Source organism: Pantoea sp. 1B4 (genome assembly GCF_016925765.1).
Classification (GTDB): Bacteria; Pseudomonadota; Gammaproteobacteria; order Enterobacterales; family Enterobacteriaceae; genus Pantoea; species Pantoea agglomerans.
Genome location: NZ_JAEUWZ010000001.1, coordinates 3274831 through 3301295 on the forward strand (window position 1 = coordinate 3274831; position 26465 = coordinate 3301295).

20 protein-coding genes and 7 pseudogenes are annotated in these 26465 nt (G+C 56.7%); 15 read left to right on the plus strand and 12 right to left on the minus strand.

The window, feature by feature from the left end; all coding sequences use genetic code 11:
* Positions 1–479: 479 nt before the first annotated feature.
* Positions 480–1841, plus strand: a pseudogene (locus JNO11_RS15695) (sugar porter family MFS transporter); the annotation flags it as partial.
* 78 nt (positions 1842–1919) lie between these two features.
* On the opposite strand, the gene JNO11_RS15700 reads toward JNO11_RS15695, so the two are convergent.
* Together JNO11_RS15700 and JNO11_RS15705 are read right to left on the minus strand one after the other, a co-directional pair.
* On the minus strand, positions 1920–3152 hold the full coding sequence (locus JNO11_RS15700; protein WP_325177480.1) for an O-antigen ligase family protein: 1233 nt from the start codon (positions 3150–3152) through the stop codon (positions 1920–1922).
* A gap of 25 nt (positions 3153–3177) precedes the next feature.
* Entirely contained in the window at positions 3178–4326 is a 1149-nt protein-coding gene (locus tag JNO11_RS15705; protein WP_010248860.1) for a glycosyltransferase, read from the minus strand.
* 142 nt (positions 4327–4468) lie between these two features.
* On the opposite strand from JNO11_RS15705, the gene JNO11_RS15710 reads away from it, so the two are divergent.
* The 6 genes and pseudogenes from JNO11_RS15710 to ruvX all read left to right on the plus strand — a co-directional run bounded on the left by JNO11_RS15710 (position 4469) and on the right by ruvX (position 8687).
* Complete coding sequence (locus tag JNO11_RS15710) at positions 4469–4981, plus strand: SprT family zinc-dependent metalloprotease (RefSeq protein ID WP_069026548.1); 513 nt, start codon at positions 4469–4471, stop codon at positions 4979–4981.
* Between the two features lie 76 nt (positions 4982–5057).
* Complete coding sequence (gene endA / locus JNO11_RS15715) at positions 5058–5762, plus strand: deoxyribonuclease I (RefSeq protein WP_031594098.1); 705 nt, start codon at positions 5058–5060, stop codon at positions 5760–5762.
* A 70-nt stretch (positions 5763–5832) separates the two neighbouring features.
* Positions 5833–6564: a 16S rRNA (uracil(1498)-N(3))-methyltransferase gene (gene rsmE / locus JNO11_RS15720; RefSeq protein ID WP_010248866.1), complete on the plus strand. Its 732-nt coding sequence runs from the start codon at positions 5833–5835 to the stop codon at positions 6562–6564.
* Between the two features lie 106 nt (positions 6565–6670).
* Positions 6671–7616, plus strand: a pseudogene (gshB, locus tag JNO11_RS15725) (glutathione synthase).
* An 87-nt stretch (positions 7617–7703) separates the two neighbouring features.
* Positions 7704–8268: pseudogene (locus JNO11_RS15730) on the plus strand (YqgE/AlgH family protein).
* A complete protein-coding gene (ruvX, locus tag JNO11_RS15735) occupies positions 8268–8687 on the plus strand; it encodes a Holliday junction resolvase RuvX (protein ID WP_003853387.1) in 420 nt (139 codons plus the stop codon). Before JNO11_RS15730 ends, ruvX begins: the two are co-directional and overlap by 1 nt.
* Positions 8688–8692: 5 nt before the next feature.
* Here the strand turns inward: ruvX and JNO11_RS15740 are convergent, their stop codons facing one another.
* The gene (locus JNO11_RS15740; RefSeq protein ID WP_263054477.1) at positions 8693–9688 is read right to left on the minus strand and encodes a type IV pilus twitching motility protein PilT; all 996 of its coding nucleotides are present in this window, start codon (positions 9686–9688) and stop codon (positions 8693–8695) included.
* Between the two features lie 14 nt (positions 9689–9702).
* Between JNO11_RS15740 and JNO11_RS15745 the strand changes: the two genes are divergently transcribed.
* From JNO11_RS15745 to hemW, 4 genes are read left to right on the plus strand one after another with little or no spacing between them, the layout of a single operon-like run.
* Complete coding sequence (locus tag JNO11_RS15745) at positions 9703–10410, plus strand: YggS family pyridoxal phosphate-dependent enzyme (RefSeq protein WP_010671071.1); 708 nt, start codon at positions 9703–9705, stop codon at positions 10408–10410.
* Positions 10411–10422: 12 nt separating this feature from the next.
* Complete coding sequence (locus JNO11_RS15750) at positions 10423–10977, plus strand: YggT family protein (RefSeq protein WP_010248879.1); 555 nt, start codon at positions 10423–10425, stop codon at positions 10975–10977.
* Between the two features lie 21 nt (positions 10978–10998).
* Positions 10999–11592, plus strand: a complete 594-nt coding sequence (locus JNO11_RS15755; RefSeq protein WP_010671072.1) for an XTP/dITP diphosphatase — start codon at positions 10999–11001, stop codon at positions 11590–11592.
* Positions 11585–12724 carry a radical SAM family heme chaperone HemW gene (gene hemW, locus JNO11_RS15760; RefSeq protein ID WP_010248883.1) on the plus strand — a complete coding sequence of 380 codons (1140 nt, stop codon included), beginning with the start codon at positions 11585–11587 and terminating at the stop codon, positions 12722–12724. Before JNO11_RS15755 ends, hemW begins: the two co-directional genes overlap by 8 nt.
* Before the next feature lie 36 nt (positions 12725–12760).
* Here the strand turns inward: hemW and JNO11_RS15765 are convergent, their stop codons facing one another.
* The 3 genes and pseudogenes from JNO11_RS15765 to trmB all read right to left on the minus strand — a co-directional run bounded on the left by JNO11_RS15765 (position 12761) and on the right by trmB (position 14589).
* Positions 12761–13477: a DUF2884 domain-containing protein gene (locus JNO11_RS15765; RefSeq protein WP_010248885.1), complete on the minus strand. Its 717-nt coding sequence runs from the start codon at positions 13475–13477 to the stop codon at positions 12761–12763.
* 65 nt (positions 13478–13542) lie between these two features.
* Positions 13543–13870 (minus strand): annotated as a pseudogene (locus tag JNO11_RS15770) (YggL family protein).
* Positions 13870–14589 carry a tRNA (guanosine(46)-N7)-methyltransferase TrmB gene (trmB, locus tag JNO11_RS15775; protein ID WP_010248887.1) on the minus strand — a complete coding sequence of 240 codons (720 nt, stop codon included), beginning with the start codon at positions 14587–14589 and terminating at the stop codon, positions 13870–13872. The pseudogene JNO11_RS15770 and the gene trmB overlap by 1 nt, the downstream one beginning before the upstream one ends.
* Before the next feature lie 154 nt (positions 14590–14743).
* Here trmB and mutY point away from each other — a divergent pair, with 154 nt between their 5' ends.
* From mutY to mltC, 3 genes and pseudogenes are all read left to right on the plus strand, one after another.
* A complete protein-coding gene (gene mutY, locus JNO11_RS15780) occupies positions 14744–15829 on the plus strand; it encodes an A/G-specific adenine glycosylase (RefSeq protein WP_033780716.1) in 1086 nt (361 codons plus the stop codon).
* A pseudogene (locus tag JNO11_RS15785) lies at positions 15829–16102 on the plus strand (oxidative damage protection protein). The gene mutY and the pseudogene JNO11_RS15785 overlap by 1 nt, the downstream one beginning before the upstream one ends.
* Positions 16103–16156: 54 nt before the next feature.
* Positions 16157–17236 (plus strand): membrane-bound lytic murein transglycosylase MltC, encoded by a 1080-nt coding sequence (gene mltC / locus JNO11_RS15790; RefSeq protein WP_033758737.1) that lies wholly within the window; start codon positions 16157–16159, stop codon positions 17234–17236.
* Positions 17237–18479: 1243 nt separating this feature from the next.
* Here mltC and JNO11_RS15795 read toward each other — a convergent pair.
* Positions 18480–20634, minus strand: a pseudogene (locus JNO11_RS15795) (ornithine decarboxylase).
* Between the two features lie 564 nt (positions 20635–21198).
* Here JNO11_RS15795 and JNO11_RS15800 point away from each other — a divergent pair.
* Positions 21199–22182, plus strand: a complete 984-nt coding sequence (locus JNO11_RS15800; RefSeq protein WP_033769894.1) for an MDR family oxidoreductase — start codon at positions 21199–21201, stop codon at positions 22180–22182.
* Between the two features lie 27 nt (positions 22183–22209).
* Here the strand turns inward: JNO11_RS15800 and JNO11_RS15805 are convergent, their stop codons facing one another.
* The 5 genes and pseudogenes from JNO11_RS15805 to JNO11_RS15825 form a co-directional block, all read right to left on the minus strand.
* Complete coding sequence (locus JNO11_RS15805; RefSeq protein ID WP_325177481.1) at positions 22210–22707, minus strand: CinA family protein; 498 nt, start codon at positions 22705–22707, stop codon at positions 22210–22212.
* Positions 22708–22798: 91 nt separating this feature from the next.
* Entirely contained in the window at positions 22799–23575 is a 777-nt protein-coding gene (locus tag JNO11_RS15810; protein ID WP_080760117.1) for a heme ABC transporter ATP-binding protein, read from the minus strand.
* Positions 23575–24574 (minus strand): annotated as a pseudogene (locus tag JNO11_RS15815) (iron ABC transporter permease). Before JNO11_RS15815 ends, JNO11_RS15810 begins: the two are co-directional and overlap by 1 nt.
* Entirely contained in the window at positions 24567–25388 is an 822-nt protein-coding gene (locus JNO11_RS15820) for a hemin ABC transporter substrate-binding protein (RefSeq protein WP_033772557.1), read from the minus strand. Before JNO11_RS15820 ends, JNO11_RS15815 begins: the two are co-directional and overlap by 8 nt.
* Positions 25385–26416, minus strand: coding sequence for a hemin-degrading factor (locus JNO11_RS15825; protein WP_033785621.1), 1032 nt, complete (start codon positions 26414–26416; stop codon positions 25385–25387). Before JNO11_RS15825 ends, JNO11_RS15820 begins: the two co-directional genes overlap by 4 nt.
* Between the last annotated feature and the right edge of the window lie 49 nt (positions 26417–26465).

The following is a 26465-nucleotide window of genomic DNA, read 5'->3' on the forward strand; positions in this document are numbered from 1 at the left end:
CTTCTGAACGACAGGCCAGCGCAGTTTCTGGTGAGCGCGTGACGACAAAAAAAACGCATCTGCCCCACATCTTCTTCTCTCCGCAGCAAATTTTCAGTTCTTAGCTACACTTCTTTTCGCTTTTTCTGACGACTAAATGTTAACGATTACAAATTGAAATGCTTTGTTTATCCGATATTTAGGAATTAACGCACGTAGTTATTCTGCTGAAAATGCGTTATTTTCAGCGTCGTCTGATAGCCAGTAAATAGAGCATTGTCAGAAACTTAATGAGTGCTATACCTCACTGGTTAATTAATCTTTCCGGGAAAAATATGCTGAATTTCAGGGTTTCAGCGTGTGTAAGCGATTACACTGATGTGATCAGGCTCACTTTTTTCCCGCAAAAGGTTTTTTAACATTGATAAAAACAATGATGGATAAACTTGGAGGCTAAAATGCCTGGCAATACACACAAAAGCAGAACTTCAAATAAGGCGATGACCTTATTTGTCTGCTTTCTGGCGGCCCTTGCGGGTCTGCTGTTCGGTCTGGATATCGGCGTTATCGCCGGTGCTCTGCCGTTTATCGCAAAGGACTTTAACGTCACCCCTCATCAGCAGGAGTGGATCGTCAGTTCCATGATGTTTGGTGCGGCGGTCGGTGCTATCGGCAGCGGCTGGATGTCATCCCGCCTGGGCCGTAAAAAAAGCCTGATGGCCGGTGCGATTCTGTTCGTTATCGGTTCACTCTGGTCGGCGATGTCGCCAAACCCGGAAATGCTGATCAGCGCCCGCGTTCTGCTGGGCCTGGCAGTCGGTATCGCCTCTTATACTGCCCCGCTTTATCTTTCTGAGATCGCTCCGGAAAAAATTCGCGGCAGTATGATTTCGCTTTATCAGCTGATGATCACCATCGGTATTCTTGGTGCTTACCTGTCCGATACGGCGTTCAGCTTTACCGGCAACTGGCGCTGGATGCTGGGCATCATCACTATTCCGGCACTGTTGCTGCTGGTCGGCGTTTTCTTCCTGCCAAACAGCCCACGCTGGCTGGCGGCACGAGGCAACTTCCGCGATGCACAACGCGTACTGGATCGTCTGCGTGACACCAGCGAGCAGGCAAAACGTGAGCTGGAAGAGATCCGTGAAAGCCTGAAGATCAAACAGTCTGGCTGGGGTCTGTTCACCAGCAGCAGCCACTTCCGTCGTGCGGTCTATCTCGGCATCCTGCTGCAGGTGATGCAGCAGTTTACCGGCATGAACGTCATCATGTACTACGCGCCAAAAATCTTTGAAATCGCGGGCTTCACCAACACCACCCAGCAGATGTGGGGCACGGTGATTGTGGGTCTGGTTAACGTACTGGCGACCTTTATTGCCATTGGCCTGGTGGATCGCTGGGGTCGTAAACCTACCCTGATTCTGGGCTTTATGGTGATGGCAGCCGGTATGGGCGTTCTGGGTACGATGCTGCACTTCGGCATTCACTCGCCGGGCGCACAGTACTTTGCGGTAGGTATGCTGCTGATGTTCATCATCGGTTTTGCGATGTCAGCCGGTCCGTTGATCTGGGTACTCTGTTCCGAAATTCAGCCGCTGAAAGGCCGCGATTTCGGTATCACTGTCTCCACCACCACCAACTGGATCGCGAACATGATCGTAGGTGCGACCTTCCTGACGATGCTGAATACGCTGGGCAATGCGAACACCTTCTGGGTCTACGCACTGCTTAACCTGTTCTTCATTCTGCTGACGGTGATGCTGATCCCTGAGACCAAAAACGTCTCGCTGGAACACATCGAACGTAACCTGATGGCAGGTAAAAAAACTGCGCGACATCGGTTCACGCGACTAACTTTACCCGGTAAAAAAAACGCGGTAAAAAAAACGGCGGGGTTTCTCTGGAAACCCCGCCGTTTTTATTTGTTCAACGCCCCACTACGCTGTGGTTACCCGCGTTACCGGCAGGGGCCGCCGTATGCAGCAGAGCGCCAGCGCCATAATGAAAATGGTCGCGGTCTGATTATAGGGCAGCACCGAATCGGTCAGTCCGGTGGTAAACAGTGCCACCATCGGCAGCGCCACGCCGCGCAGATCACACTTCTTCAGCCAGCCCGCCAGCACAGTCAGATAGAGCAGCGCCAGCGACGCCGTACCCAGCCAGCCCTGCAATGACGTCACCTCGAGGAACTCGTTGTGCATGTTGTATTTAACGTTGGTGAAGCCTTCAACATTGAGAGGATAGTGCGCAGTGATGAACTGACGCGCCTCAGTGGTGCGCGCATCCGGCGTCGCAAAACCGCCATGGTGCTCAATAAAGTTGACCGCCCCGCCCCAGATGGCGACACGTGCGCCCAGCGAGGTCGAACTGTTTGAACCAAAGTTCTCAATATCCTGCACCCCCTCCACCCAGCGGTTGCTGGTCATCAGAATCAGCACCGCCATTACGCCCACCAGCAGAGCGCTAATCCGCCAGTTGGTCAGCAGCGACAGCCGGTAGGTCTGCACCAGGAACAGCAGCCCCACGGCAATCAGCGCAATCAGAGTCACACGGGTGCCGCACAGGTAGAGCAAGGCAAAGGTCACTGCCAGCACAGCGATATCGGCCACCTTCCAGTAAGCGTGCGTCTCATAGCGGCTTAGCCACAGCCAGGCACAGTAGATAAACAGAATCATGTAAGAAGACATGGAGGCGGCTTCGGTGGTGAGCTTGATGCGGATATTCTCAGTGTAGAGATGCTCGTGGATACCAAAGCCCAGTGTAATCAGCAGGCCAAGAAGGATGAGCCCTTTTCCGACGCGTAGCGTAGTCAGGGAGACACGATCCCCATAAACAGCCAGACTGAGCAGCACAAAGGCACCCATCAACAGCCGCTTCGCGCCCAGCAGATAGTTGCCCATATTAGTGATGGCATCGCCTGAGGGCGCGGTTTCGATCCCCTTCACGTGAATCGCCCAGAACAGACGAATCAGGGCAAAGATAATCAGCACAGCAAACAGGGCGATATAAAAACCGTTCTCTTTAAAGTCCACCCGCCTGCGCACCAGGCCATACAGCACGGACGCGACAGAGAGATAAGAGACCAGATAGAATATTTTTTGCGGCAGGCCGGTAACAAACATATTCAGTGACAGCGCCAGGCAGAGCGCAATAACTGAAAAATTAACCATTAACGTTAATCCATTGCGACTGATTTTATTCGTCATGCTTAACCTCAGTAAGGCGGTTAAACACACTCATCAGGTGCTTCATATAATTTTCCTCATAAAAACCGGTGATGCTCGCTTTAATAGCCTGATGATCGGGGAAGTGGAAATCCCCGCTCATGGCGTTGAGAATCGCGGCCAGCGCCATGCTGTCATGGGTGGGATAGAGCTGACCATTAATACCGTTCTGAATAATTTCCGCCGGGCCGCTGATACAGTCGGATGAAACACAGTAGACGCCGCGCGACATCGCCTCCAGCAGGATCAGCGGGAAGCCTTCGAAGTTAGAGGTCATGACCAGGCAGGTGACCTGTCTGATATGGCGGATGACATACTCCCAGGCATTCTCCTGCCAGCCATGCCAGGTGATGCGATCCTGAATGCCGAGTTGCGTCACGTAGTGCTGACATTGCGTCAGATCTTCCCCGTCACCCACTATCTCCAGCGTCCAGGGCGCATCCAGCTGCTGCAGGGCATCAAACAGATCTTTAAGCTGTTTCTGCCGCTGATAGTGGACGCGACCAATATAGAGAAACTTCAGCGCCTGGGGTCTGCCGATTACCGTGTCATTGCGTTTGATCGGGTTATAGATCACGTCAACGTCAGTGGCGCGTGCGCCCAGTTCTACCAACTGCTCTTTAATCTGATTACTGATCGCAAAATGGTGATCGGCCCGCAGCAGATAATGGGGACGATAACGTTCACGCGGAGGCAGGTGCATCCAGCTCGACAACACGATTTTACGTCCTGAAAGCGTGATTGCCCGGCGCGTCATCAGGCAGGGAATGGTGTTGAGGGTCAGGACATGATCGGGCTGATAACGACGAAAGAAGGCGGCCATTCTCAGCGTATGAATAAGATTTTTTATTTTCTTATTCCGCAGCGTGCAGACGCTCTCAGCCAGAACAGCGTTGGCGGTCCAGGCGCGGGAGTGGCTCTCCTCTCCGCTGTTGATAATAAACAGCCCTGCTTCGGTACCGGGTTCCGCATTCAGTGCCGTGATCAACTGACCGGTCACATTTTCCATCCCACCACGACCGGCCATCAGATCCGTCACCAGCACAATCCGTTGTTTCCTGACGTTATCATTATTTTTCATTGGTTTATCCATGCCCTGTGCCGTTCGCTTTTCATCCATCCACTCTGCGGTGAATGTCATTAATAGAATATTCTAAAAAAAGCCCATAACAATATTTAAACCAGAAATTTTCCCCCAGCCAGAACCACACTTGTCGCTGGCGACGTTGAGTTCCTGCGCGGCGGCGATTATTCTGAGCGCCATGAAAACGCCTCGTCTCCCCATTGCCCTGCAGCAGGCCGTAATGCGCTCGCTGCGCCAGTCGCTTGAACGTGCGAATCAGGCGCTGAAAACCCGTTATCCGGAACCGAAGCTGCTCTACCAGCAGCGTGGTACGGCGGCGGGCACCGCCTGGCTGGCGTCCTGGGAAATTCGCATCAATCCAGTGCTGCTGCTGGAAAACCAGCAGGCATTTATCGATGAAGTGGTGCCGCATGAGCTGGCGCATCTGCTGGTCTGGAAGCAATTTGGTCGCGTCGCGCCGCACGGCAAAGAGTGGAAGTGGATGATGGAGCAGGTGCTGGGCGTTCCGGCACGGCGTACTCACCAGTTTGAGATCGCATCCGTGCGCAGCAACACCTTTGCCTACCGCTGTCAGTGTCAGCAGCATCAGCTGACGGTGCGCCGCCACAATCGTATACTGCGCAAAGAGAGTGAATATCGCTGCGTGCACTGTGGCAGCCTGCTGACCGCGGGTGAATTTGTCGCGTCCTGAGAAGAATCCCCATTCCGCCCTATTCCACATTCTGTTAACCTGCCGCCCTTTTTCGTACTGAGTAGAAATCTGGAATATGTCTCGCATACTAAGTCTGGCGGTTGCGCTGCTGTTTGCGCCCGCCGCTGACGCCCTTAACCTGAATAACTATCATCAAAATAACTTTCAGCAGGCCAAAACCTTTGCGGCGGCGATTAATGCCGATGCGCCGGGTTCTTTTTACTGTGGCTGTAAGATTCAGTGGCAGGGAAAAAAGGGGATTCCCGATCTCAACAGCTGTGGCTATCAGGTGCGCAAAAACGCCAATCGCGCCGCACGCATTGAGTGGGAACATGTAATGCCCGCCTGGGAGTTTGGCCATCAGCGTCAGTGCTGGCAGGATGGCGGTCGTAAAAACTGCAGCAAAGATCCCGACTACCGTCGCATCGAAACCGACCTGCACAACCTGCAGCCTGCGGTGGGTGAAGTGAATGGCGACCGTGGCAACTTCGCCTACAGTCAATGGAACGGCAGCGAGCAGCAGTACGGCCAGTGTGAGATGAAAATCGACTTTAAACTCAAACAGGCGGAGCCACCTGCGCGGGCGCGTGGTGCCATTGCCCGCACCTATTTCTATATGCGCGACCAGTATCATCTGCGTATTTCGCGCCAGCAGACGCAGCTGTTTACCGCGTGGAACAAGCTCTATCCCGTAACAATTTGGGAGTGCGAACGCGACCAACGCATTGCAAAGGTTCAGGGCAATCACAATCCTTATGTGCAGCAGGCTTGCCAGCGCTAAAATCCCTGCCCTACACTAGCTCTTTTTCCAATGACGCCGCTGCAGCGCGGCGTCCGGTCTCAGGAACCTTATGCGCATACCTCGCATCTATCACGCCGGTCCATTAAGCATCGGCAGTGAAATTACCCTGGATGAAGATGCATCCAATCATGTGGGCCGGGTGCTCCGGATGACGGCAGGTCAGCGTCTGGAACTCTTTGATGGCACTAATCTGACTTTTGCAGCAGAGATCACGCATGTAGATAAAAAGCGTGTAAAAGTATCGGTCACAGAGAGCCAGCCGGACGATCGCGAGTCACCGTTACATCTGCATTTAGGTCAGGTGATGTCGCGCGGTGAAAAAATGGAATTCACTATCCAGAAATCGATCGAACTGGGCGTGAATGTCATTACACCCTTGTTTTCCGAGCGCTGTGGCGTAAAGCTTGATGCTGAGCGTCTGGCGAAGAAGATCCAGCAGTGGCAGAAAATTGCTATTGCCGCCTGCGAGCAGTGCGGCCGTAATCGCGTGCCGGAGATTCGTGAAGCAATGACGCTGGAAGCCTGGTGTGCAGAAGCAGATAGCGGACTGAAGCTTAACCTGCATCCGCGCGCCAGCCACAGCATCAATACGCTGCCCCAGCCTGTTGAGCGGGTAAGGTTGCTGATTGGCCCTGAAGGCGGTTTGTCTGCGGACGAGATTGCGATGACGGCGCAGCACGATTTTACTGACATTCTGCTTGGCCCACGGGTATTGCGTACCGAAACTACCGCGCTGACGGCTATTACGGCACTTCAGGTGAGGTTTGGCGACCTGGGTTAAGCGATACTTTCAGCGGAAAGAGAGCAGGCATGATGTCCTGACCGATCGGCCCACTGCAGACCGAACCAGACGAGGCGGTAAATGCCGCCTCACCGAGGAGATAATAATGATTAAACTTGGCATCGTGATGGACCCTATTTCGTCCATCAATATTAAAAAAAGACTCCAGCTTCGCTATGCTGCTGGAAGCACAGCGCCGTGGTTATGAAATTCACTACATGGAGATGCACGATCTCTCCCTGCGCGGTGGCGTGGCCTCGGCCCGCACCCGCCTGCTGACCGTCGAGCAGAACCCTGAGAACTGGTATCAGTTCGGCAGCGAGCAGGTGATCCCGCTGGCTGACCTGAATGTGGTGCTGATGCGCAAAGATCCACCATTCGATACCGAGTTCATTTATGCGACCTATATTCTGGAGCGCGCTGAAGAGCTGGGTACGCTGATCGTGAACAAACCGCAGAGCCTGCGTGACTGTAACGAAAAGCTCTACACCGCCTGGTTTGCCGAGTTTACGCCTGACACTCTGGTGACCCGCAGCAAAGCGCAGCTGCGCGCTTTCTGGCAGGAGCATGGCGACATCATCATGAAGCCGCTGGATGGCATGGGTGGTGCGTCGATTTTCCGCGTGAAGAAAGATGATCCTAACTTTGGCGTGATTACCGAAACCCTGACCGAGCATGAGAGCCGTTTCTGCATGGCGCAGAATTATATTGCGGCGATCACCGAGGGTGACAAACGCGTGCTGGTCGTCGATGGCGAGCCGGTGCCTTACTGCCTGGCGCGTATCCCGCAGGGCGGTGAAACGCGTGGTAACCTCGCCGCCGGTGGTCGCGGTGAAGCGCGTCCGCTGTGCGAAAGCGACTGGGAAATCGCGCGCCGTGTTGGTCCGACGCTGAAAGCAAAAGGGCTGATTTTTGTCGGTCTGGACATCATCGGTGATAAACTGACTGAAGTTAACGTGACCAGCCCAACCTGCATTCGTGAAATTGAGGCTGCGTTCCCGATCTCCATCACCGGCATGTTGATGGATGCCATTGAGAAGCGCCTGGGCTGAGCATGACGCCGGGGCGAAGCTCCGTGATCAACCCAATACCGGTGCGGCCGTCGCGTGCCGGTTATTTTTTTGGTACATCGTGTGAGAATGAATTTACAACATCACTTTTTTGATTGCCATGCCTTCATTGCAGGATCCTTTCTTCAAACGTTCCGTGGTTTATCTCTGCGAACATAACGAAGAGGGCGCAATGGGACTGATCATCAATAAACCCATGGAAAACCTGACGGTTGAAGGCATTCTGAAGAAGCTCAAAATCTCTGCTGACGATCGCGATCCGGCGATCAAGCTGGATAAACCGGTGTTTACCGGCGGCCCGCTGGCGGAAGATCGTGGCTTTATCCTGCACTCCGCGCAACGCACCTTTACCTCCAGTATTCGTGTTTCCGATAACACGATCATCACCACGTCCCGTGACGTGCTGGAGTCGATCGGTACGGCGTCTCAGCCCACTAACGTGCTGGTAGCGCTGGGTTACTGCGCCTGGGAAAAAGATCAGCTGGAGAATGAGCTGATGGAAAATGCCTGGCTGACCACGCCCGCTAACAGCAACATCCTGTTCCAGACGCCGATTTCAGAGCGCTGGCGCGAAGCGGCGCGCAGTATTGGCGTCGATATTCACAACATGGCCAGCGACGCCGGACACGCCTGATGTCAACTCAAACTCTGTTAGGATTCGACTTCGGCACCAAAAGTATTGGTGTCGCCGTAGGTCAGCAACTCACTGGCAGCGCCCGTCCGCTGACCGCCCTGAAAGCGCAGGATGGCATCCCGGACTGGCTGGTAATTGAAAAACTGCTGAAAGAGTGGCAGCCCGATTTTGTGGTGGTGGGATTACCGCTGAATATGGATGGCACCGAGCAGCCGCTGACCGATCGCGCACGTAAATTTGCCAACCGCCTGCACGGGCGCTTTGGCATCCGCGTGGAGTTGCAGGATGAACGACTCAGCACGGTAGAAGCGCGTGCTGGCCTGTTTGAACGCGGCGGCTATCGTGCGCTCAATAAAGGATCGGTCGACTCACAGTCTGCTGCCATCATTTTGCAGGACTGGTTCGAAAACCATTACTGACATCCTCACTCAATCAGTCCGGCAGCCTGACGCGCCAGCCTGCTCTGCTCAAACGTCTGCATACCGGCCTGTGCGCCGGTTTGTAACAGCGCAGGGATCTGGTGCATCTTGCCTTCTCTGATCAGATTGGTGATGCCAGGTGTGGCGATCAGGACCTCAAACAGTCCGATGCGCGAACCGGCAACTGATGGCACCAGCCGCTGTGCAATTACCGCTTTCAGGCTGCCCGCCAGCTGAGTACGCACCAGCTGTTTCTCCTCTGCCGGAAAGACATCAACCAGCCGATCCACCGCCTGCGCTGCGCCACGGGTGTGCAGCGTCGCCAGCACCAGATGGCCGGTCTCCGCAGCAGTCAGCGCCTGACGAATAGTGTCGCTGTCGCGCAGTTCGCCCAGCAGGATGACGTCGGGATCTTCACGCAGTGCTGCCTTTACCCCCAGCGAGAACGAACCGCAGTGCAGGCCGATTTCACGCTGCTGTATCAGCGACTGCTGGCTGTGATGGATAAATTCAATCGGATCTTCCAGCGTGATGATATGCCGCGCCTGCTGGCGGTTCAGCGCATCGACCAGCGCCGCCAGCGTGGTTGATTTACCGCTGCCGGTCGCACCCGTCACCAGAATCAGCCCATCCTGCTGCTCCAGCAGCGTCGGGACAATGGCGGGCAGTTGCAGGCTCGCAAGCGTCGGGCATGCCGTGGCGATGATGCGCAGTGCCAGTGACAGGCCGTTGCGCTGCATAAAGAGATTCGCGCGCAGACGCTGACCATCGGCCAGGCTCAGGGCGAAATCGAGCTGCCCTGCGCGCTCCAGCTCCTGACGCTGCGGGTCACTTAGCCAGCGGGCCATAAACTGCGCCATCCATGCACCAGAAAGCGGGTACTGCTGCGGCATCGCCTCCAGCCTTCCCTGACGCCGCCAGTAGGGCAAATGTCCGCTGCAAAGGTGCAGATCGGCGGCATTATGCTTTACACTAAGCCCCACCATTTCATCCAGATTCATAATTTCTCCTGACTATGACCTCAATCCAGCAGAACCTACAGCAAGTGCGGCAGCGAATCGCTGCTGCTGCCGCGAGTTGCGGCCGCGCACCAGAAGAAATTACCCTGCTTGCAGTCAGTAAAACCAAACCTGCGAGCGCGGTCGAAGAAGCCTTTGCCGCTGGCCAGATTGCCTTTGGTGAAAATTACGTTCAGGAAGGGGTTGAAAAGGTCCAGGCACTGGCCGCACATCCTGAGCTGGAGTGGCACTTCATCGGCCCGCTGCAGTCCAATAAAAGCCGTCTGGTGGCGGAACATTTCGCCTGGTGTCACACCATTGACCGTCAGCGCATCGCGCAGCGGCTCAACGATCAGCGGCCTGCTTCGCTGCCACCGCTGAATGTGTTAATTCAGGTAAATATCAGTGACGAGAACAGCAAATCTGGCATCATGCTGGAGGCCGTTTCCGGGCTGGCGGAGCAGATCGCTGCCCTGCCGCAACTGCGGCTGCGCGGATTAATGGCGATTCCGGCAGCAGAGAGTGATTACGCGCGGCAGCTGGCGGTGTGTCAGCAGATGGCGGAAGCCTTCCGGCAGCTGCAACAACACTATCCGCATGCAGACACGCTTTCGCTGGGAATGAGCGATGACATGGAGGCGGCAATCGCCGCAGGCAGTACGATGGTGCGTATCGGCACCGCCATTTTTGGCGCACGAGATTATGCGCACAACTCACAACAATAACAGAGGAACTTCATGTTAACACTGACGTTTTTAGTAAAAACGCTGATCGATCTCTACGTCATGGTGCTGCTGTTACGCATCTGGATGCAGTGGTCCCGCTGCGATTTTTACAATCCAGTGGCGCAGTTTGTCGTAAAAGTGACACAGCCGATTGTTAAGCCGCTGCGCCGTATACTGCCGGCTCTGGGACCGATTGATACCGCCTCGCTGCTGCTGGCATTTGTGCTGACCACGCTGAAATACCCGATTTTATTGCTGATTCAGGTGGGCGTTTTCTCGGTCGACCCAACCAATCTGCTGGTCGGCCTGCTGTCGCTGGTTAAATCCGCCGGCTATCTGGTCTTCTGGGTGATTATTATTCGCTCCCTGATGAGCTGGATCAGCCAGGGCCGGGGTCCTGTCGACTATCTGCTGGTGCAATTAACCGAGCCGATGATGGCACCTGTTCGCCGCATTCTGCCGGCGATGGGCGGCATCGACTTCTCAGCGATGATCGTCATCCTGGTGCTGTATGCCCTGAACTTTCTCGGCATGGACCTGTTCCCGGGTCTCTGGTATCTGCTGTAAATGAATCAAACTGGAACTGTTATGCAAAAAGTTGTCCTCGCAACCGGCAATCCCGGCAAAGTGCGTGAACTGGCGGAGTTACTCTCCGCCTTTGGTCTGGATATCGTCGCACAGACCGACCTTGGGGTTGAATCGGCGGAAGAGACCGGCCTGACCTTTATTGAGAACGCGATTCTCAAGGCGCGTCACGCGGCACAGATTACCGGATTACCGGCTATTGCCGATGATTCCGGCCTGGCCGTAGATGCGCTGGGCGGCGCGCCCGGCATCTACTCGGCGCGCTACGCCGGTGAAGAGGCCAGCGATCAACAGAACCTGGAGAAGCTGCTGCAGGCGCTGGAAAACGTACCGGACGGTCAGCGCCAGGCACAATTTCACTGCGTGCTGGTCTATCTGCGTCATGCGGAAGATCCGACCCCGCTGGTGTTCCATGGCAGCTGGCAGGGTGAGATCACCCGCGCCGCCGCTGGTGCCGGTGGTTTTGGTTACGACCCGATTTTCTTTGTCCCGGCACTGGGTAAAACCGCGGCCGAACTGAGTAAAGCGGAAAAAGGTGCAGTTTCTCACCGGGGTAAAGCATTGACGCTGTTGCTGGAAGCGATGCGTAATGCCTAATCTGCCGCCGTTAAGTCTCTATATCCACATTCCGTGGTGCGTACAGAAATGTCCTTACTGTGATTTTAATTCCCACGCGCTGAAAGATGAGGTGCCGCACGTTGAATACGTGCAGCACCTGCTGCGCGATCTGGAGATCGATTTACCGCTGATCAATGGCCGGGAAGTGCGCACGATCTTCATCGGTGGCGGCACGCCCAGCCTGCTGAGCAGCAGCGCGATGCAGATGCTGATGGATGGTGTGCGGGAGCGTCTGACGCTCTCGCCCGATGCGGAAGTGACCATGGAAGCCAATCCGGGCACCGTGGAAGCGGACCGGTTCAGCGCCTATCAGCGCGCCGGTATCAACCGTATTTCGATTGGCGTACAGAGTTTCAGTCCGCAAAAGCTGCAGCGTCTTGGCCGCATTCACGGCCCGGAAGAGGCGGTCCGCGCCGCTGAACTGGCAGAGTCGCTCTCGCTGCGCAGTTTTAACCTTGACCTGATGCATGGCCTGCCCGATCAGTCGCTTGAAGAGGCGCTCGACGATTTACGTCAGGCGATTGCGCTTAATCCACCGCATCTCTCCTGGTATCAGCTCACGATTGAACCCAACACCCTGTTTGGCTCACGCCCGCCGGTGCTGCCGGATGATGATGCGCTATGGGATATTTTCGAACAGGGCGATCAGCTGTTGCAGGCTGCCGGTTATCAGCAGTATGAGACCTCTGCCTACGCGAAGCCGGGTTATCGCTGTGAGCACAACCTCAACTACTGGCGCTTTGGCGACTATCTGGGGATTGGGTGTGGCGCACACGGCAAGCTGACGCAACCGGATGGCCGCATAGTCCGCACGGTGAAAACCCGTCATCCGCGTGGATTTATGCAGGGGAACTACCGCGAAAAACAGTATGACGTTGCCGATAGCGACAAGCCGTTTGAATATTTCATGAACCGCTTTCGCCTGCTGGAAGCCGCGCCGCGCGACGAGTTCAGCCGCTATACCGGTTTGTCAGAGCAGGTGATCCGTCCGCAGATGGATGCTGCGATTGCCGCGGGTTACGTGACTGAAACCGCGGAGCAGTGGCAGATTACGGAGAAAGGGAAGCTGTTCCTGAATTCGCTGCTGGAGCTGTTCTTAGCAGAAGAGTAACAAAAGCGCCTCAGCCCGACAGGCTGAGGCGTTGACCTATTTTTTCAGTGCGCCGGTAAGCTGTTTACGCTGATCTTCCAGCGAAATAACGCGATTACACACCTCGTGACCGAAGTTCTGGAAATCCTGCTCCTGCTTGCTCCACTCAGCCTGAATCGACTGCTGCAACCCGCCCAGATTACCCATAATCGCCTGCAGCGGATTACTGCCGCCGCTGCCCTGCTTACTGCCCATCTCGTTCAGGCTATCCTGCATCACGCCGCCCAGCGTCGACTGCACCAGCCTTTCACCTTCGGCGCGAACCTGATCAATCGCCTGATGGTGGAACGTCAGCCCATCTTCACGGTGTTCAATGATGCGGTTCATCTGCTGTTTCAGCTGACCATTCAGCGTGGTCAGGCGATTACGCACGTTGCTGTCGGTGCCCAGTTTTTCAACGATGACCTGATCCAGTGCCGCACGCCCTTTCTCCAGACGTGATGTCGCCCCGCTGTCGATCCACGGCAGATCGCGACGCAGCGCGTTCTGATAGTCGATCGCTTTCTGGCGTCCGGCCGTATCGAGCGTGACCTTCTGTCCATTGAACTGCACGTCGCCCTGCGGCGAGATTTCCATATTGCCGTTGGCACCGACCACCTGCACGCTCTGCGGCTTAATCACCACATCGTCCTGCGGCTTAACGCTGCATTCATAGGCTGCCTGAGCCTGGGTTGCTGCCACCAGCAGCACAGCAAGAAGCGCTTTACGCATCATATCTACTCCCTAAGGTCGGGTCTGAAACCCTTTGATCGGGCCTCAGCCCGACACTGTGTGACGACTTAGTCCCACCAGACGTCAAAGAGTTCAGTCATCTGAACGTCCTGCAGCTTGCGATCTTCCAGCCATTTACGAACCAGAGCACGATGCTCATCGGTGCATTTGCCGGTTTTCTGCAGGCAAACCAGACCTTCCCACACCAGGTAACCGCTGCCATCGAAGGCCAGGCCGTTAGGGTCGATCGCTTCATTGATGAACTGGTTCAGCGTCTCATCAATTTCGCTTTCGCTGGTGCCTTCCGGGAAGCGCCAGGCAACCGAGAAGCCCAGTTCCTGAAACTCATCGATGTGCAGTTTTTTTACGTAAACGGCGGCTGCGTTGTGTGGCCATTATTTCACCCTCTCAAACATTAAATCCCATACGCCGTGGCCTAAACGCTGCCCGCGCTGCTCAAACTTGGTCAGTGGACGCGTCTCAGGACGCGGCACATAATTCTGTTGTTCTGACTGGTTGCGGTAACCATCGATGCTGTTCATCACTTCCAGCATATGCTCCGCGTAGGCTTCCCAGTCGGTCGCCATGTGGAAAACGCCGCCCAGCTTCAGTTTACGCATCACCAGCTCGGCAAAAGGCACCTGGACGATACGGCGTTTATTGTGACGCGCTTTATGCCATGGATCGGGGAAGAAGAGCTGAACCATGCGCAGCGAGTTATCCGGAATCATCTTCTCCAGCACTTCCACCGCGTCATGGCACATCACCCGAAGGTTCTGCACATCGGCTTCTTTGGCGGCGGCCAGACAGGCACCCACGCCCGGCGCATGCACTTCAATACCCAGGAAGTTCTGATGCGGCGTGTTCTGCGCCATCGTTACCAGCGAAGCGCCCATGCCAAAGCCAATTTCCAGCGTCACCGGGGCTTCGCGGCCAAACAGCGCGGGCAGATCGACAGGCTCCGGCTGATATTCCACCCCCATGACCGGCCACAGGGTGTCCAGCGCCTGCTGCTGGCCTTTGGTTAAGCGGCCCTGGCGGCGCACAAAGCTGCGGATCCGGCGTAATGGCCGCCCGTTCTCATCAAATTCTGGGGTGATGACGTCATTAATCATGTAAAAGCCTGCTGGTTAGCCTGTTCCGGGAAACGGGCATTATGCAAAGTTCATAAGCAGAAGCAAGCCTTTGCAATCTTCCGGTTTACACCCAGGTGCGCATGTGCTGGAATTCCTGCCTGAGTGTAGAGTAAACACGGAAAATTTCCTTCTTATGATGCAAGCGCCGCAGTTCGCGCAACAGGTGCTGGACTGGTATCAGCGCTTTGGTCGCAAAACCCTGCCGTGGCAGCTGGAGAAAACGCCTTACAAGGTGTGGCTCTCCGAAGTGATGCTACAGCAAACCCAGGTTGCCACGGTTATTCCCTATTTTGAACGCTTTATGGCGCGCTTCCCCACGGTCACCGATCTGGCTGCGGCTCCGCTGGATGAGGTGTTACATCTCTGGACCGGCCTCGGCTACTACGCCCGTGCGCGTAATCTGCATAAAGCCGCAAAGCAGATTGTCGAGGTTCATCAGGGCGAGTTCCCGCGTAATTTCGATGATGTCTCTGCCCTGCCCGGCGTAGGCCGCTCCACGGCGGGCGCGATCCTGTCGCTGTCACTGGGGCAGCATTTCCCGATTCTGGATGGCAACGTCAAGCGCGTGCTGGCCCGTTGCTATGCTGTCAGCGGCTGGCCGGGTAAGAAAGAGGTCGAAAAGCGGCTCTGGCAGATCAGCGAAGAGGTCACACCCGCCGAGGGCGTCAGCCAGTTTAATCAGGCGATGATGGATCTGGGTGCTATCGTCTGTACCCGATCAAAGCCGAAGTGCGAAATCTGCCCGCTGAACAGCGGTTGTGAGGCGTATGCCAGCAGCAGCTGGGCGAGCTATCCCGGTAAGAAGCCTAAGCAGGTGCTGCCAGAGCGCAGCGGCTGGTTCCTGATGATGCAGGATGGTGATGATGTCTGGCTGGAGCAGCGCCCGCCTGTGGGCTTGTGGGGCGGCCTGTTCTGCTTCCCGCAGTTCACAACGGAAGCGGCGATGACCGACTGGCTGGCGGCCCGCGGCATCCATGCAAAACCGCAGCAGCTTACTGCGTTCCGTCACACTTTCAGCCATTTCCATCTCGATATCGTGCCAATGTGGCTGACGTGGCCTTCTGTCGGGGCGGCGATGGATGAAGCAGGCGGTCTCTGGTATAACTTAGCGCTGCCACCATCTGTGGGATTAGCCGCACCCGTTGAGCGCCTGTTACACGAGCTGCGCCATCCCCGACAACTGGCTTTGAACAGTTGTGAGATTAATGAGGAAGAATAATGAGCCGCACTATTTTTTGTACTTTTTTTACAGCGCGACGCGGAAGGACAGGATTTTCAGCTCTACCCGGGCGATCTGGGTAAGCGCATTTACAACGACATTTCTAAAGAAGCCTGGCAGAAGTGGATGGCGAAACAGACCATGTTGATCAACGAGAAGAAGCTCAACATGATGAATCCCGAAGATCGTAAAGTGCTGGAGAAGGAGATGATCAATTTCCTGTTCGAAGGTAAAGACGTTCATATCGAAGGCTATACACCGCCAGAAGCGTAAACATTCCGGGCCTCATCGCTGAGGCCGGTTATCCAGGTCAGGCTTGCATTCCCAATGAATAAAAAATTAATCGCCCTGCTGGTGATAGCACCACTTTTGGTTTCCTGTTCCGGGTCAAAGAAACAGCAGTCCCACGAGGAGTGGGTAAAAGATACCAACGCCTTTGATATTCTGATGGGGCAGTTTGCTCATAATATTGAGAATATCTGGGGTATCAATGAGGTCCTGATCGCCGGACCCAAAGATTACGTCAAATATAGCGACAACTATTACACCCGCAGCCACATTAACTTTGAAAGCGGTAAGCTGACCATCGAGACGATTTCTGGCACCGATCCTATGGCCAGCCTGCGTCAGGCAATCGTGACCACCCTGTTGATTGGCGAAGATCCGGGTAATGTCGATCTCTACTCTGACGCCAACGATATTGAAATCAGTAAAGAGCCGCTGCTGTATGGGCAGGTGCTGGATAATACCGGTCAGCCGATTCGCTGGCAGGGTCGCGCGGAAGCCTTTGCTGACTATCTGATTCAGAATAAATTGCAGCGCCGCACCTCGGGTCTGCATGTGATTTACACCATTTCGATTCCGATGGTGCCGAACCACCTGGATAAGCGTGCGCACAAATACCTGCCGATGGTGCGTAAAGCCGCCGATCAGTATGGTGTCGATGCCTCATTGATTCTGGCGATTATGCAGACCGAGTCGAGCTTTAACCCCTACGCCGTGAGCCATTCTGATGCGCTGGGTCTGATGCAGGTGGTGCAGCATACTGCCGGTGTTGACGTGTTCCGCATGAAGGGTAAATGGGGCAAGCCGAGCCGCAGCTATCTGCTGGATCCGGAGAACAATATTGATGCGGGTACCGCTTATCTGTCGCTGTTGCAGCGTAGCTATCTGGGCGGCATTCAGGATCCGGTGTCACGTCGTTATGCGGTGATCACCGCCTATAACGGCGGCGCAGGCAGCGTGCTGCGCGTCTTCTCCAGCGATAAAGATCGAGCGTTTTCGATGATTAACGGCATGTCACCGAGCAAGGTTTACCAGACACTGGCGAACCAGCATCCGTCGGCGGAATCGCGTCGTTATCTTTATAAGGTGAGTACCGCGCAGAAGAGTTATCGGGGATTCTGATTGGCTCAGCGCTAAAGCGGGGGAGTGTTCGCTGCGCGAACGGGCTTAGGTGCAGCGCCTGAAGCTGGGATTGTTCGCTGCGCGAACAGGCTATGAGAAGGTTTCGTTCGCCTGATTAGCCGGGCAGTTTCAGATTCGCCTCTGCAGGCGACCGACAAGGGGGCGCCAGTCGCCGCGCCCCCTTGACCCCGGGCTCCGGCCTGCTTCACCGCCGCTTCGCGGTTCCTTCGCCTCTTCAGGATTTCTCACGGAACGGCGGGACGCGCCATCCATGGCGCGAACCCGCCTCTTCGCGACATCCCTGTCGCTCGTCCTGAAATCCCTCATCCGCTCAGCGGCTCTGACGGCCTCCCCACCCCCTCGCTGTTATCTTTTCTTCTTATATTGGGTTCGCTGTCGCTGTGAGTTTGGGATTGCCTCTGACTTTCGGCTCAGCAAACAGAATGGCATTCAACTCGCTCGCTGTTATTTCTGCTTTTATGTTGAGTGCTTTTTCGCTGTAGTTTTTTTTGGGATTGCCTCTGACTTTTGGCTCAGCAGACCGAATGTTATTCAACCCACCCGCTGTTATCTCATCTTGTTATGTCGGGTACTTTATCGCTGTATTTTTTTGGGATTGCCTCTGACTTTCGGCTCAGCACACAGAATGGCATTCAACCCTACCCGCTGTTATCTCGTTTTCAGGTAACTAAGATTGTTGCGGTGAACTTCAGGAATTGAGACTGGCTTTCAGACCACCAGGCAACTGTGCACCAAAGAAAACATAAAGAAATCACAGGCGGGGGGTTTCCCAGAGGCGTCCGAAGCGCTGAGGAACAACCGCAGGCCAGGATGAGCCGACAGGACGTCGGCGAAAGGACGGCACGAGCCAGGGATGGCGAGTCCGGACGGTCCGTCGGCCGCAGGGCGTGACGAAGGTACCCCGCTACGCGGGGCGCGGAGGCAGCCGGACGCCGGGATTGTTAAGGGGCGGGCGTCCGCCCCTTGACGCGTCCGCCTGCTCAGGCAACCTGAAACTCCCCATCGCCTGGCGGGCGGAACCCGCTCAGTGTTAGCACGCTGCTAAGCGAACGAAAATCTCTCATAGCCCGTTCGCGCAGCGAACAGGGCCTGCCGGGCGAAAACCCATTAAGTGCCAGCTCGCTGCAAAGCGTACACCGCCGCCAGGCGAAACCTTCTCAGCCCCGTTCGCGCAGCGAACAAAAGGCAGGCGGGCCGCTACCCGCCTCTGCCCACGCTCAGATCAGCGCCCCACTATCATATTGGCCACCAGATACTTCCGTCCCTGGTCATCCTCTTCGGTGTAAACGCCCTGCAGCTCTGGTGAGAAGCCAGGCAGCAGATTAAGCCCCTCTTCCAGCGCCAGGAAGTAACGCTGCACCGCGCCGCCCCAGACTTCCCCCGGGACGACGCACAGCACACCCGGTGGATAAGGCAGTGCACCTTCCGCGGCAACCCGGCCTTGTGCTTCGGCTATCGGCACCAGCTCCACTTCGCCGCGAATATAAGCCTGATGCGCATCCTGCGGATTCACCCTGACCGGCGGGAACTCCGCGGCGCGGAACATCAGGCGCTGCAGATCCTTGACGTTGTGACTGACGTAAAGGTCGTGCATCTCCTGGCAGAGGCGACGCAGGGTATACCCGGCATAGCGTTCAGCATTTTTGCGGTAAATGGTCGGCAGCACTTCGGCCAGCGGCGCATCCTCTTTAACGTGCTGTTCGAACTGCGCCAGCATCGCCACAAGATTCGCCATCTTCTCCGGACTCTCTGCCGGGGTCAGCAGGAACAGGATTGAGTTGAGATCGCACTTCTCCGGCACAATGCCGTTTTCGCGCAGATAGTTCGCCAGAATGGTCGCCGGAATCCCGAAATCACTATACTCACCGCTGGCCGCATCAATCCCCGGCGTGGTCAGCAACAGCTTGCAGGGATCCACCCGATACTGATCGCGCGCATAACCCGCGAAACCGTGCCACTTCGCCTGCGGTTCAAAGCTGAAGTAGCGCAGATCGCGGGCGATCGTCTCAGTGGGCGCATCCTGCCAGCGCTGGCCATCCACCGTCTCCGGCACAAACGGCAGGATCATCTCACAGCGATCCAGGATCGATTTACGCGCCTCAATACCCAGCGTGACGCACTCATCCCACATGCGACGCCCCGCTTCGCCCTGATGCATTCTGGCGTTGATATCCAGCGCGGCAAACAGCGGATAAAACGGACTGGTGGATGCGTGCAGCATAAAGGCGTTATTCAGTCGCTTATGCGGGCAGAAGCGGCGCTGTCCGCGAATATGATTATCTTTTTTTATGGATCTGCGAAGTCTGCGAAAAACCTGCCAGCTGCTTATGCACTGACTGCGTGACAAAAATGCCGGGATCGTTCTCATTCAGTTGCAGGGTCAGCGGCGAACAGCCTTCCATCAGTGGAATGAACTGCTCATAGCCCAGCCACGCGGAATCAAACAGAATGTAATCACACAGATGGCCGATGCGATCCACCACCTGACGCGCGTTGTAGACCGTGCCGTCGTAGGTGCCCAGCTGGATGATCGCCAGACGGAAAGGCCGCTCTTCAGCCGCGCGCTGCGGAGCCACGGCCGCGATCTGCTCGCGCAGATAAGTCTCATCAAAACAGTGCGCGTCAATGCCGCCAATAAAGCCGAAAGGATTGCGCGTCGCTTCAAGATAAACCGGGGTCGCGCCCGCCTGAATCAGCGCGCCATGATGGTTCGACTTGTGATTGTTGCGGTCGAACAGCACCAGATCGCCACGCGTCAGCAGCGCATTGGTCACCACTTTGTTGGCACTTGAGGTGCCGTTGAGCACAAAGTAGGTTTTATCGGCGTTAAACACTTTTGCCGCATACTTCTGCGCATCTTTAGCCGAGCCTTCGTGGATCAGCAGATCGCCCAGTTTGACGTCGGCATTGCACATATCAGAGCGGAAAACATTCTCGCCGTAGAAGTCATAAAACTGTTTGCCCGCCGGATGCTTTTTAAAGAAAGCACCGCCCTGATGTCCGGGACAGGCAAAGGTGCTGTTCTGCATATCGACATAGCGGGTCAGCGTCTCGAAGAAAGGGGGCAGCAGCGCCGCTTCATACGCCTGCGCAGCCGCTTCCAGCGCGATCCACTCCTGAGGATCGCCATTCAGCTCACCGCTGACGCCGGGCAGGTGCATCACCTCTTCTTCAAACGCGTTAGCGACAAACACCGGCAGATTAAAGCCGGTATGACGCAGCAGCGCCAGCACGCCGCTACGGGTATCCGCTAGCGAGACGACAACCGCCGCCACATCAGTGAAGTCGGTGTTATCCAGCGTCACCACGTCTCGCGCAGTGTTCAGGGTCAGACTGGGCGCCACAGCGGCGCTGGCAGCAATTTTCAGTGGAGTCATAACAGAATCCCTAACGTCAGGGAGGAAGTGCCAGAGGCACAATTATGGGGACAGTGCCCCGGCGAATACTTAACAGTCAGAAGGCGTTACGCAGCCCGTGGAGAGCAGATCCATAGCCGCTGCCCGGCTGGCCTCACCGCATGGTGAATAACGGAGATATCGGAAAAGAGGAAAACCCGGTGAGCGCCGGAAAAAGCGAACGGTAATCCGGGCGGATGCGCGGTGAACCGGACATGGCGACGTCCTCTGTGGCAAAGAAGCAGGGTCAAAAAGTGGCGGTCATAATGTCATCTTTTTCAGGCATGGACAACCCGAACCAGGTAATTATTCAGTCACCCTCTTCGCATGTAACAACATGATTTTTATAGTCTATTTATTATAAAAAATTCACAATACGACTAATTATCTGAATTATATGCAGATTTATGCACTTAACTCACTGCCGCTGTCAGCCTGTTTTCCGCTCGTGTCGTCTTCATTGCCGGGAGACGGGGCCATTGCCCTACCGCATTGCATCTGCCAGGCGTAAACTGATCTTCTCTTTCCCACTCTGCCGGAGGCTGCATGTTCAAGGCACTGGTCATTGAAAATGACGAACAAGGTTACCGTTCCCTGCTGAAAGATCTCCCCGAATCTCAACTGCCTGACCACGATGTCACGCTCGACGTCAGCTACTCATCCCTGAACTACAAAGATGCTCTGGCTATCTGTAACAAAGGCCCGATTGTGCGCCACTTCCCGATGGTGCCAGGTATCGATTTTGTTGGCCGGGTGACGGCCAGCCGCCATCCCGACTGGAAAGAGGATGATGTGGCGCTGCTGACGGGCTGGGGCGTGGGCGAAAAACAGTGGGGCGGCCTGGCACAGAAAGCCAGCGTCAGTGGCGACTGGCTGGTGCGCCCGCCCGCCACGCTGAGTCCGCTGCAAACCATGGCAATCGGTACGGCGGGACTGACCGCAATGCTCTGCGTGATGGCGCTGGAAAAACAGGGCATTACACCTGAACAGGGGCCGGTACTGGTAACCGGTGCCAGTGGCGGCGTCGGCAGCTATAGCGTCAGCCTGCTGGCGCGTCTGGGTTATCAGGTGATCGCTTCCAGCGGGCGCACCAGCGACCATGCCTATCTGATTGATACGCTGGGCGCGGCATCGGTCATTGACCGTGAAGAACTCTCCCAACCCGGCAAGCCACTGGCAAAAGAGCGCTGGGCCGCCGCGATAGACAGCGTAGGCAGTCACACCCTGGCGAATGTGCTGGCCGCCACCCAGCGCGACGGCGCGGTTGCCGCCTGTGGTATGGCGCAGGGACTCGACCTGCCAGCCAGCGTCGCACCCTTTATTTTGCGTGGCGTTACGCTGGCCGGTGTCGATAGCGTGATGTGTCCGAAGCCGCTTCGTCAGCAGGCGTGGCAACGACTCGGTGAGCTGATGGATAGCGAACGGCTCAGTAAGCTGAGCCGGGTGATCCTGCTAAGTGAAGCCAGAGAAGGTGCGCAGGCATTGCTGGATGGCAAAGTGCAGGGACGTCTGATTGTCGACTGTCGCTAAGCCTGTTTAAAGGCGCGTTTCGCGCCTTTAACGATCGGCTCGCTGCAGCCGTTTTATAAGTCCTTCCAGCGCTAACTGTGTCCCCTGCTCCATCACCGATTTCGGATCGCCGCTGAACTGATGGCACTCCGCTTCGTCTCTGCCGTCGGGGAATACCCAGCCAAACCAGATGGTGCCCGCCGGTGTACCATCTTCGCCGCCATCCGGTCCGGCATAGCCGGTAATGGATAATCCCACCGGCTCGCCGGAGCGGGCGCAGGCGCCCTGCACCATCTCCCGCGCCGTCTGTTCGCTCACCGCCGTATGCTGTTTCAGCGTGTCAGGGCGCACCCCCAGCAGACGGATTTTGGCATTTTCGCTGTAGGTCACAAAGCCGCTGGTATAAAAATCTCCGCTGTTTTCCACCGCGGCCAGCGTCATGCTGATCAGCCCGGCGGTACAGGATTCGGCGGTCGCCAGATGAAGTCCGGAAGAGAGTAAAATATTCCCCAGTTGCTCAGCGGTCTGATCTAATGATTTTGCCATTATGGTCTCCTTGAATCTGTCCGGAACTCCAGGTATAGCGCAAAATCAGCGAATAAAACCGCGCAAGGCGATGTTTTTAAAGCGAAACGGTCTAAATACGCAGCTGGATATGCGGCTGTCCACTCCCGGTATGCGCCACTACCTGCAGATCGGCCTGGTACCAGCGCGTCAGCGTCGCTTCCGTCATCACCGTCTGCGGTGAGCCTTGTGCCACCAGTCGGCCTGCGTGCAGCAGCAGTATGCGATCGGCCCATAATGAGGCCTGATTAAGGTCATGTAACACGGTACAGACGGTGAGATCTCCTGCGCGCGTCAGCTGGCGTAGTAAACGCAGGGTTTGCTGCTGCCAGAAGAGATCCAGCGCCGAAGTCGGCTCATCCAGAAACAGCCAGCCGCGTGGTCTTCCCTCATGCCAGAGCTGTGCCAGCACCCGCGCCAGCTGCACCCGTTGTTGTTCACCGCCAGAGAGCTGGCGGTAATCGCGCTGCGCCAACCCTTCACAACCGGTCAGCCGCATAACCTCAGCCACAATCTGCGACGTCTGCGCCTCCGGCCAGGGCGCACGGCCCATCGCCACGACCGACTGCGCAGACTGTGCAAACGTCAGGTTGTTCTGCTGGCGCATCACTGCCCGGCGTCGTGCCAGCTGCTCACGCGGCCATGCCGTCAGCCGTCGATCGCCCAGCCAGCACTCGCCCCGATCGGGCGACAGAAATCCCGTCAGCATCCGCAGTAGCGTCGACTTACCCGCGCCGTTGGGGCCAATCAGCGCCACCAGCTCGCCACCTGACAGCGTGACGTCGAGATTATCGATAACGGTTTTGCCGCCGCGCGCGAGACACAATCCCCTGGCCTGTAAAATGTCCATCACTCCAGCCCTCGCTGTTGACGCAGAATCAGCCAGAGAAACCACGGACCGCCAATCAGGCTGGTCAGCAGCCCCACCGGCATCTCGGCCGGAACCACCAGAGTGCGCGCCAGCGTATCGGCCAGCAGCAGCAGAATCGCCCCCGCCAGCGCTGAGCCGGGCAGCAGCCAGCGGTGATCGCCGCCAAGGCAAAAACGCATCACGTGTGGCACCACCAGTCCGACGAAGCCGATCACGCCGCTGACCGAGACCGCCGTACCGACCAGCAACGCACTGAGGATCAGCAGCTGATGCTGAGTACGCTTCACATCAACTCCCATGTAGTGCGCATCCTCTTCACCCGACTGCAGCAGGTTAAGGTGGCGGGCACGGGTCTGTAACAGCAGCAAGGCTGGCAGAATCAGCAGCAGGCAGATCAGCAGTGCAGGCCACTGTGCCTGGCTGAGGCTTCCCATGCCCCACAGCGACAGCTGGCGCAGCTGCTGGTCGTTGCTCAGCCATGACAGCACGCCTACCGCCGCCCCGCACAACGCATTAATCGCAATGCCGACCAGCAACAGCCGCGAAAGATTGCCGCGCGCCAGCCGACTGAAACTGAAGATCAGCAGTGTAACCAGCAGACTGCCGATAAACGCGGCGATCATCGGTAGCCACAATGCCAGCGGTGCCGGCAACGCCAGCGGAATAATGATTGCCAGCGCCACCGCCAGTCCCGCCCCGCTGCTGATCCCCAGCAAACCGGGATCGGCCAGTGGGTTACGAAAAACACCCTGCATCACTGCGCCAGAGACTGCCAGCGCCATGCCCATCACCACCGCCAGCAGCACGCGCGGCAGACGGATATCCAGCCAGATCTGCCAGATAAGATCGCTGAGCGGTGCCTGCCACAGCGCCCGCACTGAAAGCGACATCGCCCCCCAGATTTGCCGCCAGCACCATCGCCACCAGCAGGAAGATCAGCATCAGCACCAGGCCGCGCAGCGCATTATCCTTAATCATGGTTCAGCGATTCCGCCGCCTGACGCAATTTCACGATTGCCCGCGGCGTATCAAGACCAAACCCCAGCAGTGCCATGGTGTCGATCACCAGCAGACGATGCTGTTGCCCGGCAGGCGTCAGCGCCAGACCCGGTAACTGCCACAGCTGCGCTTCGCCGCCCAGGGTTTTCAGGCCATCCTCGCCTATTACAACCAGATCCGGCGCGGCGGCGATCACCCCTTCCTGCGACAGTGCCTGATAGTGCGGCACCGAGCCCATAGCATTCTCCAGCCCGGCGCTGCGAATGGCGCCATCGGCCGCAGTCTGATTTCCAGCCGCCATCGACTTCATGCCGCTGTTGGCCATGATGTAGAGCACTTTTACCGGCAGCGGTTGCTGCGGCAACTGGCGAATCTGCTGCGTCATTTGCTGCGCCAGTGCCTGAGCTTCGCTTTCACGCTGCAGCGCCTGGCCCACAGTGATAATTTTCTGCGGAATTGCCTGCAGGCTGCTGTCGCCGCTGACCGTGACCACCCTGACGCCCGCGCGGGCAATCTGTTGCAGCACCAGCGACGGTTGCGCCTGCGCGCTGGCGATCACCAGCGTCGGTTTCAGTGCCAGAATGCCTTCGGCGTTGAGCTGACGCATATAACCCACGTCCGGCAGTCGGGCGGCCTGCGCCGGACGCAGACTGGTGCTGTCGCGCGCCACCAGCTGTGACTGGGCATCCAGCGCATAGATAATCTGAGTAACGTCACCGCCAATCGACACCACCCGCTCCGCCGCCAGTGATGGCAGCGTCATCAGCAGCCATAACAGCATCGCTCTTTTCATGCCGCCGCTCCCGGCGTGCGGAGTGCGCCAATCTGCTCGCGCCAGCGTGACTGCTCTGGCGTACCTTCCGTGCGCTGACCGTAGAGCTGGGCGATCTGCGTGCCGTCGGCGGCGAACAGTTCCAGGCTGGTAACAAAGCCATCACCCGTTGGCTTGCGTGTTACCCAGCTTTCGCAGATCTGATCAGCCATCAGATGCAGCGTGAACTTCGGATTGAAGATGTTGAGCCAGTTTTCCACTGGCTGCAGCTTCTCTACCCTTCCGGTGAAAATCTGAGTACAGCCACGGTTGCCGACAAAAATCATAATTTCATTGCCCGCCTGCTGTGCCATCTGTAGCAGGCGCTCAAGCGCGTCGTTGCCGGTCTGCCAGGCGAGATCCTCACCCACCGCGCGAAAGGCCTGCGGCCGTGACACCTGGTGGCGCTTCAGCAACGCGAAAAACTGATGAACATCGGTCATGGCGCGCCATTCACGGTCGATGGCGGTGGCATCAATCGCCTCCGTCAGGGGAGCAGCGGCAACCGGCTCAACCACGAGCGGCGTCGCCACGGCGTCGGTAAAGTCGGCGATCAGCGTCTGCCACACTGCCATGTTGGTCTGCTCCGTGGCGTAAACTTTCAGCACCGCATCGCCATGACGATCAAAAATCTGAATGCTGTGACGAACGCCCTGCCCGGTCGGCTCCTGCAGAGCAAAGGCGCTGCACCACTGACCGACGAACAGGCGCAGATCGAGCGCACGGGGATTAAGCACCAGGCCACCATGCGCGCCAATCTGCACATTGTGGTATTCACCCAGATGTTCATGTACCGCATAAGCGTTACGGGTAATGTTTTTGGTTTCGCCGACTGCGCCCAGTGCCTTCAGCAACGCCGGAAAATCGCGTTTCAGCGCCACGGCATCAACGCCGATGCGCGCTTCACACAATTCCGCTTCGCTGATGCCGATCAGCGTGGCCAGGTCGCGGGCATATTTCTTCGGTTGTTCACCTTTAAGGACAAGATAGTGCTGATAAATCGGGTTCATGACTCAGGCTCTCTTAGTAGTGCCCTGCATCAGCGCAGGGCGACGGCTA

Bases quoted from the DNA above. Each gene is read 5' to 3' on its own strand.
- JNO11_RS15820 (WP_033772557.1), bottom strand. From the start codon at position 25,388: ATGAAAAGAGCGATGCTGTTATGGCTGCTGATGACGCTGCCATCACTG.
- rsmE (WP_010248866.1), top strand. From the start codon at position 5,833: ATGCGCATACCTCGCATCTATCACGCCGGTCCATTAAGCATCGGCAGT.
- JNO11_RS15745 (WP_010671071.1), top strand. From the start codon at position 9,703: ATGACCTCAATCCAGCAGAACCTACAGCAAGTGCGGCAGCGAATCGCT.
- trmB (WP_010248887.1), bottom strand. From the start codon at position 14,589: ATGATTAATGACGTCATCACCCCAGAATTTGATGAGAACGGGCGGCCA.
- JNO11_RS15805 (WP_325177481.1), bottom strand. From the start codon at position 22,707: ATGGCAAAATCATTAGATCAGACCGCTGAGCAACTGGGGAATATTTTA.
- JNO11_RS15740 (WP_263054477.1), bottom strand. From the start codon at position 9,688: ATGAATCTGGATGAAATGGTGGGGCTTAGTGTAAAGCATAATGCCGCC.
- endA (WP_031594098.1), top strand. From the start codon at position 5,058: ATGTCTCGCATACTAAGTCTGGCGGTTGCGCTGCTGTTTGCGCCCGCC.
- ruvX (WP_003853387.1), top strand. From the start codon at position 8,268: ATGTCAACTCAAACTCTGTTAGGATTCGACTTCGGCACCAAAAGTATT.
- JNO11_RS15755 (WP_010671072.1), top strand. From the start codon at position 10,999: ATGCAAAAAGTTGTCCTCGCAACCGGCAATCCCGGCAAAGTGCGTGAA.
- JNO11_RS15765 (WP_010248885.1), bottom strand. From the start codon at position 13,477: ATGATGCGTAAAGCGCTTCTTGCTGTGCTGCTGGTGGCAGCAACCCAG.
- JNO11_RS15700 (WP_325177480.1), bottom strand. From the start codon at position 3,152: ATGGTTAATTTTTCAGTTATTGCGCTCTGCCTGGCGCTGTCACTGAAT.
- hemW (WP_010248883.1), top strand. From the start codon at position 11,585: ATGCCTAATCTGCCGCCGTTAAGTCTCTATATCCACATTCCGTGGTGC.
- JNO11_RS15800 (WP_033769894.1), top strand. From the start codon at position 21,199: ATGTTCAAGGCACTGGTCATTGAAAATGACGAACAAGGTTACCGTTCC.
- JNO11_RS15705 (WP_010248860.1), bottom strand. From the start codon at position 4,326: ATGGATGAAAAGCGAACGGCACAGGGCATGGATAAACCAATGAAAAAT.
- JNO11_RS15810 (WP_080760117.1), bottom strand. From the start codon at position 23,575: ATGGACATTTTACAGGCCAGGGGATTGTGTCTCGCGCGCGGCGGCAAA.
- JNO11_RS15825 (WP_033785621.1), bottom strand. From the start codon at position 26,416: ATGAACCCGATTTATCAGCACTATCTTGTCCTTAAAGGTGAACAACCG.
- JNO11_RS15750 (WP_010248879.1), top strand. From the start codon at position 10,423: ATGTTAACACTGACGTTTTTAGTAAAAACGCTGATCGATCTCTACGTC.
- mutY (WP_033780716.1), top strand. From the start codon at position 14,744: ATGATGCAAGCGCCGCAGTTCGCGCAACAGGTGCTGGACTGGTATCAG.
- JNO11_RS15710 (WP_069026548.1), top strand. From the start codon at position 4,469: ATGAAAACGCCTCGTCTCCCCATTGCCCTGCAGCAGGCCGTAATGCGC.
- mltC (WP_033758737.1), top strand. From the start codon at position 16,157: ATGAATAAAAAATTAATCGCCCTGCTGGTGATAGCACCACTTTTGGTT.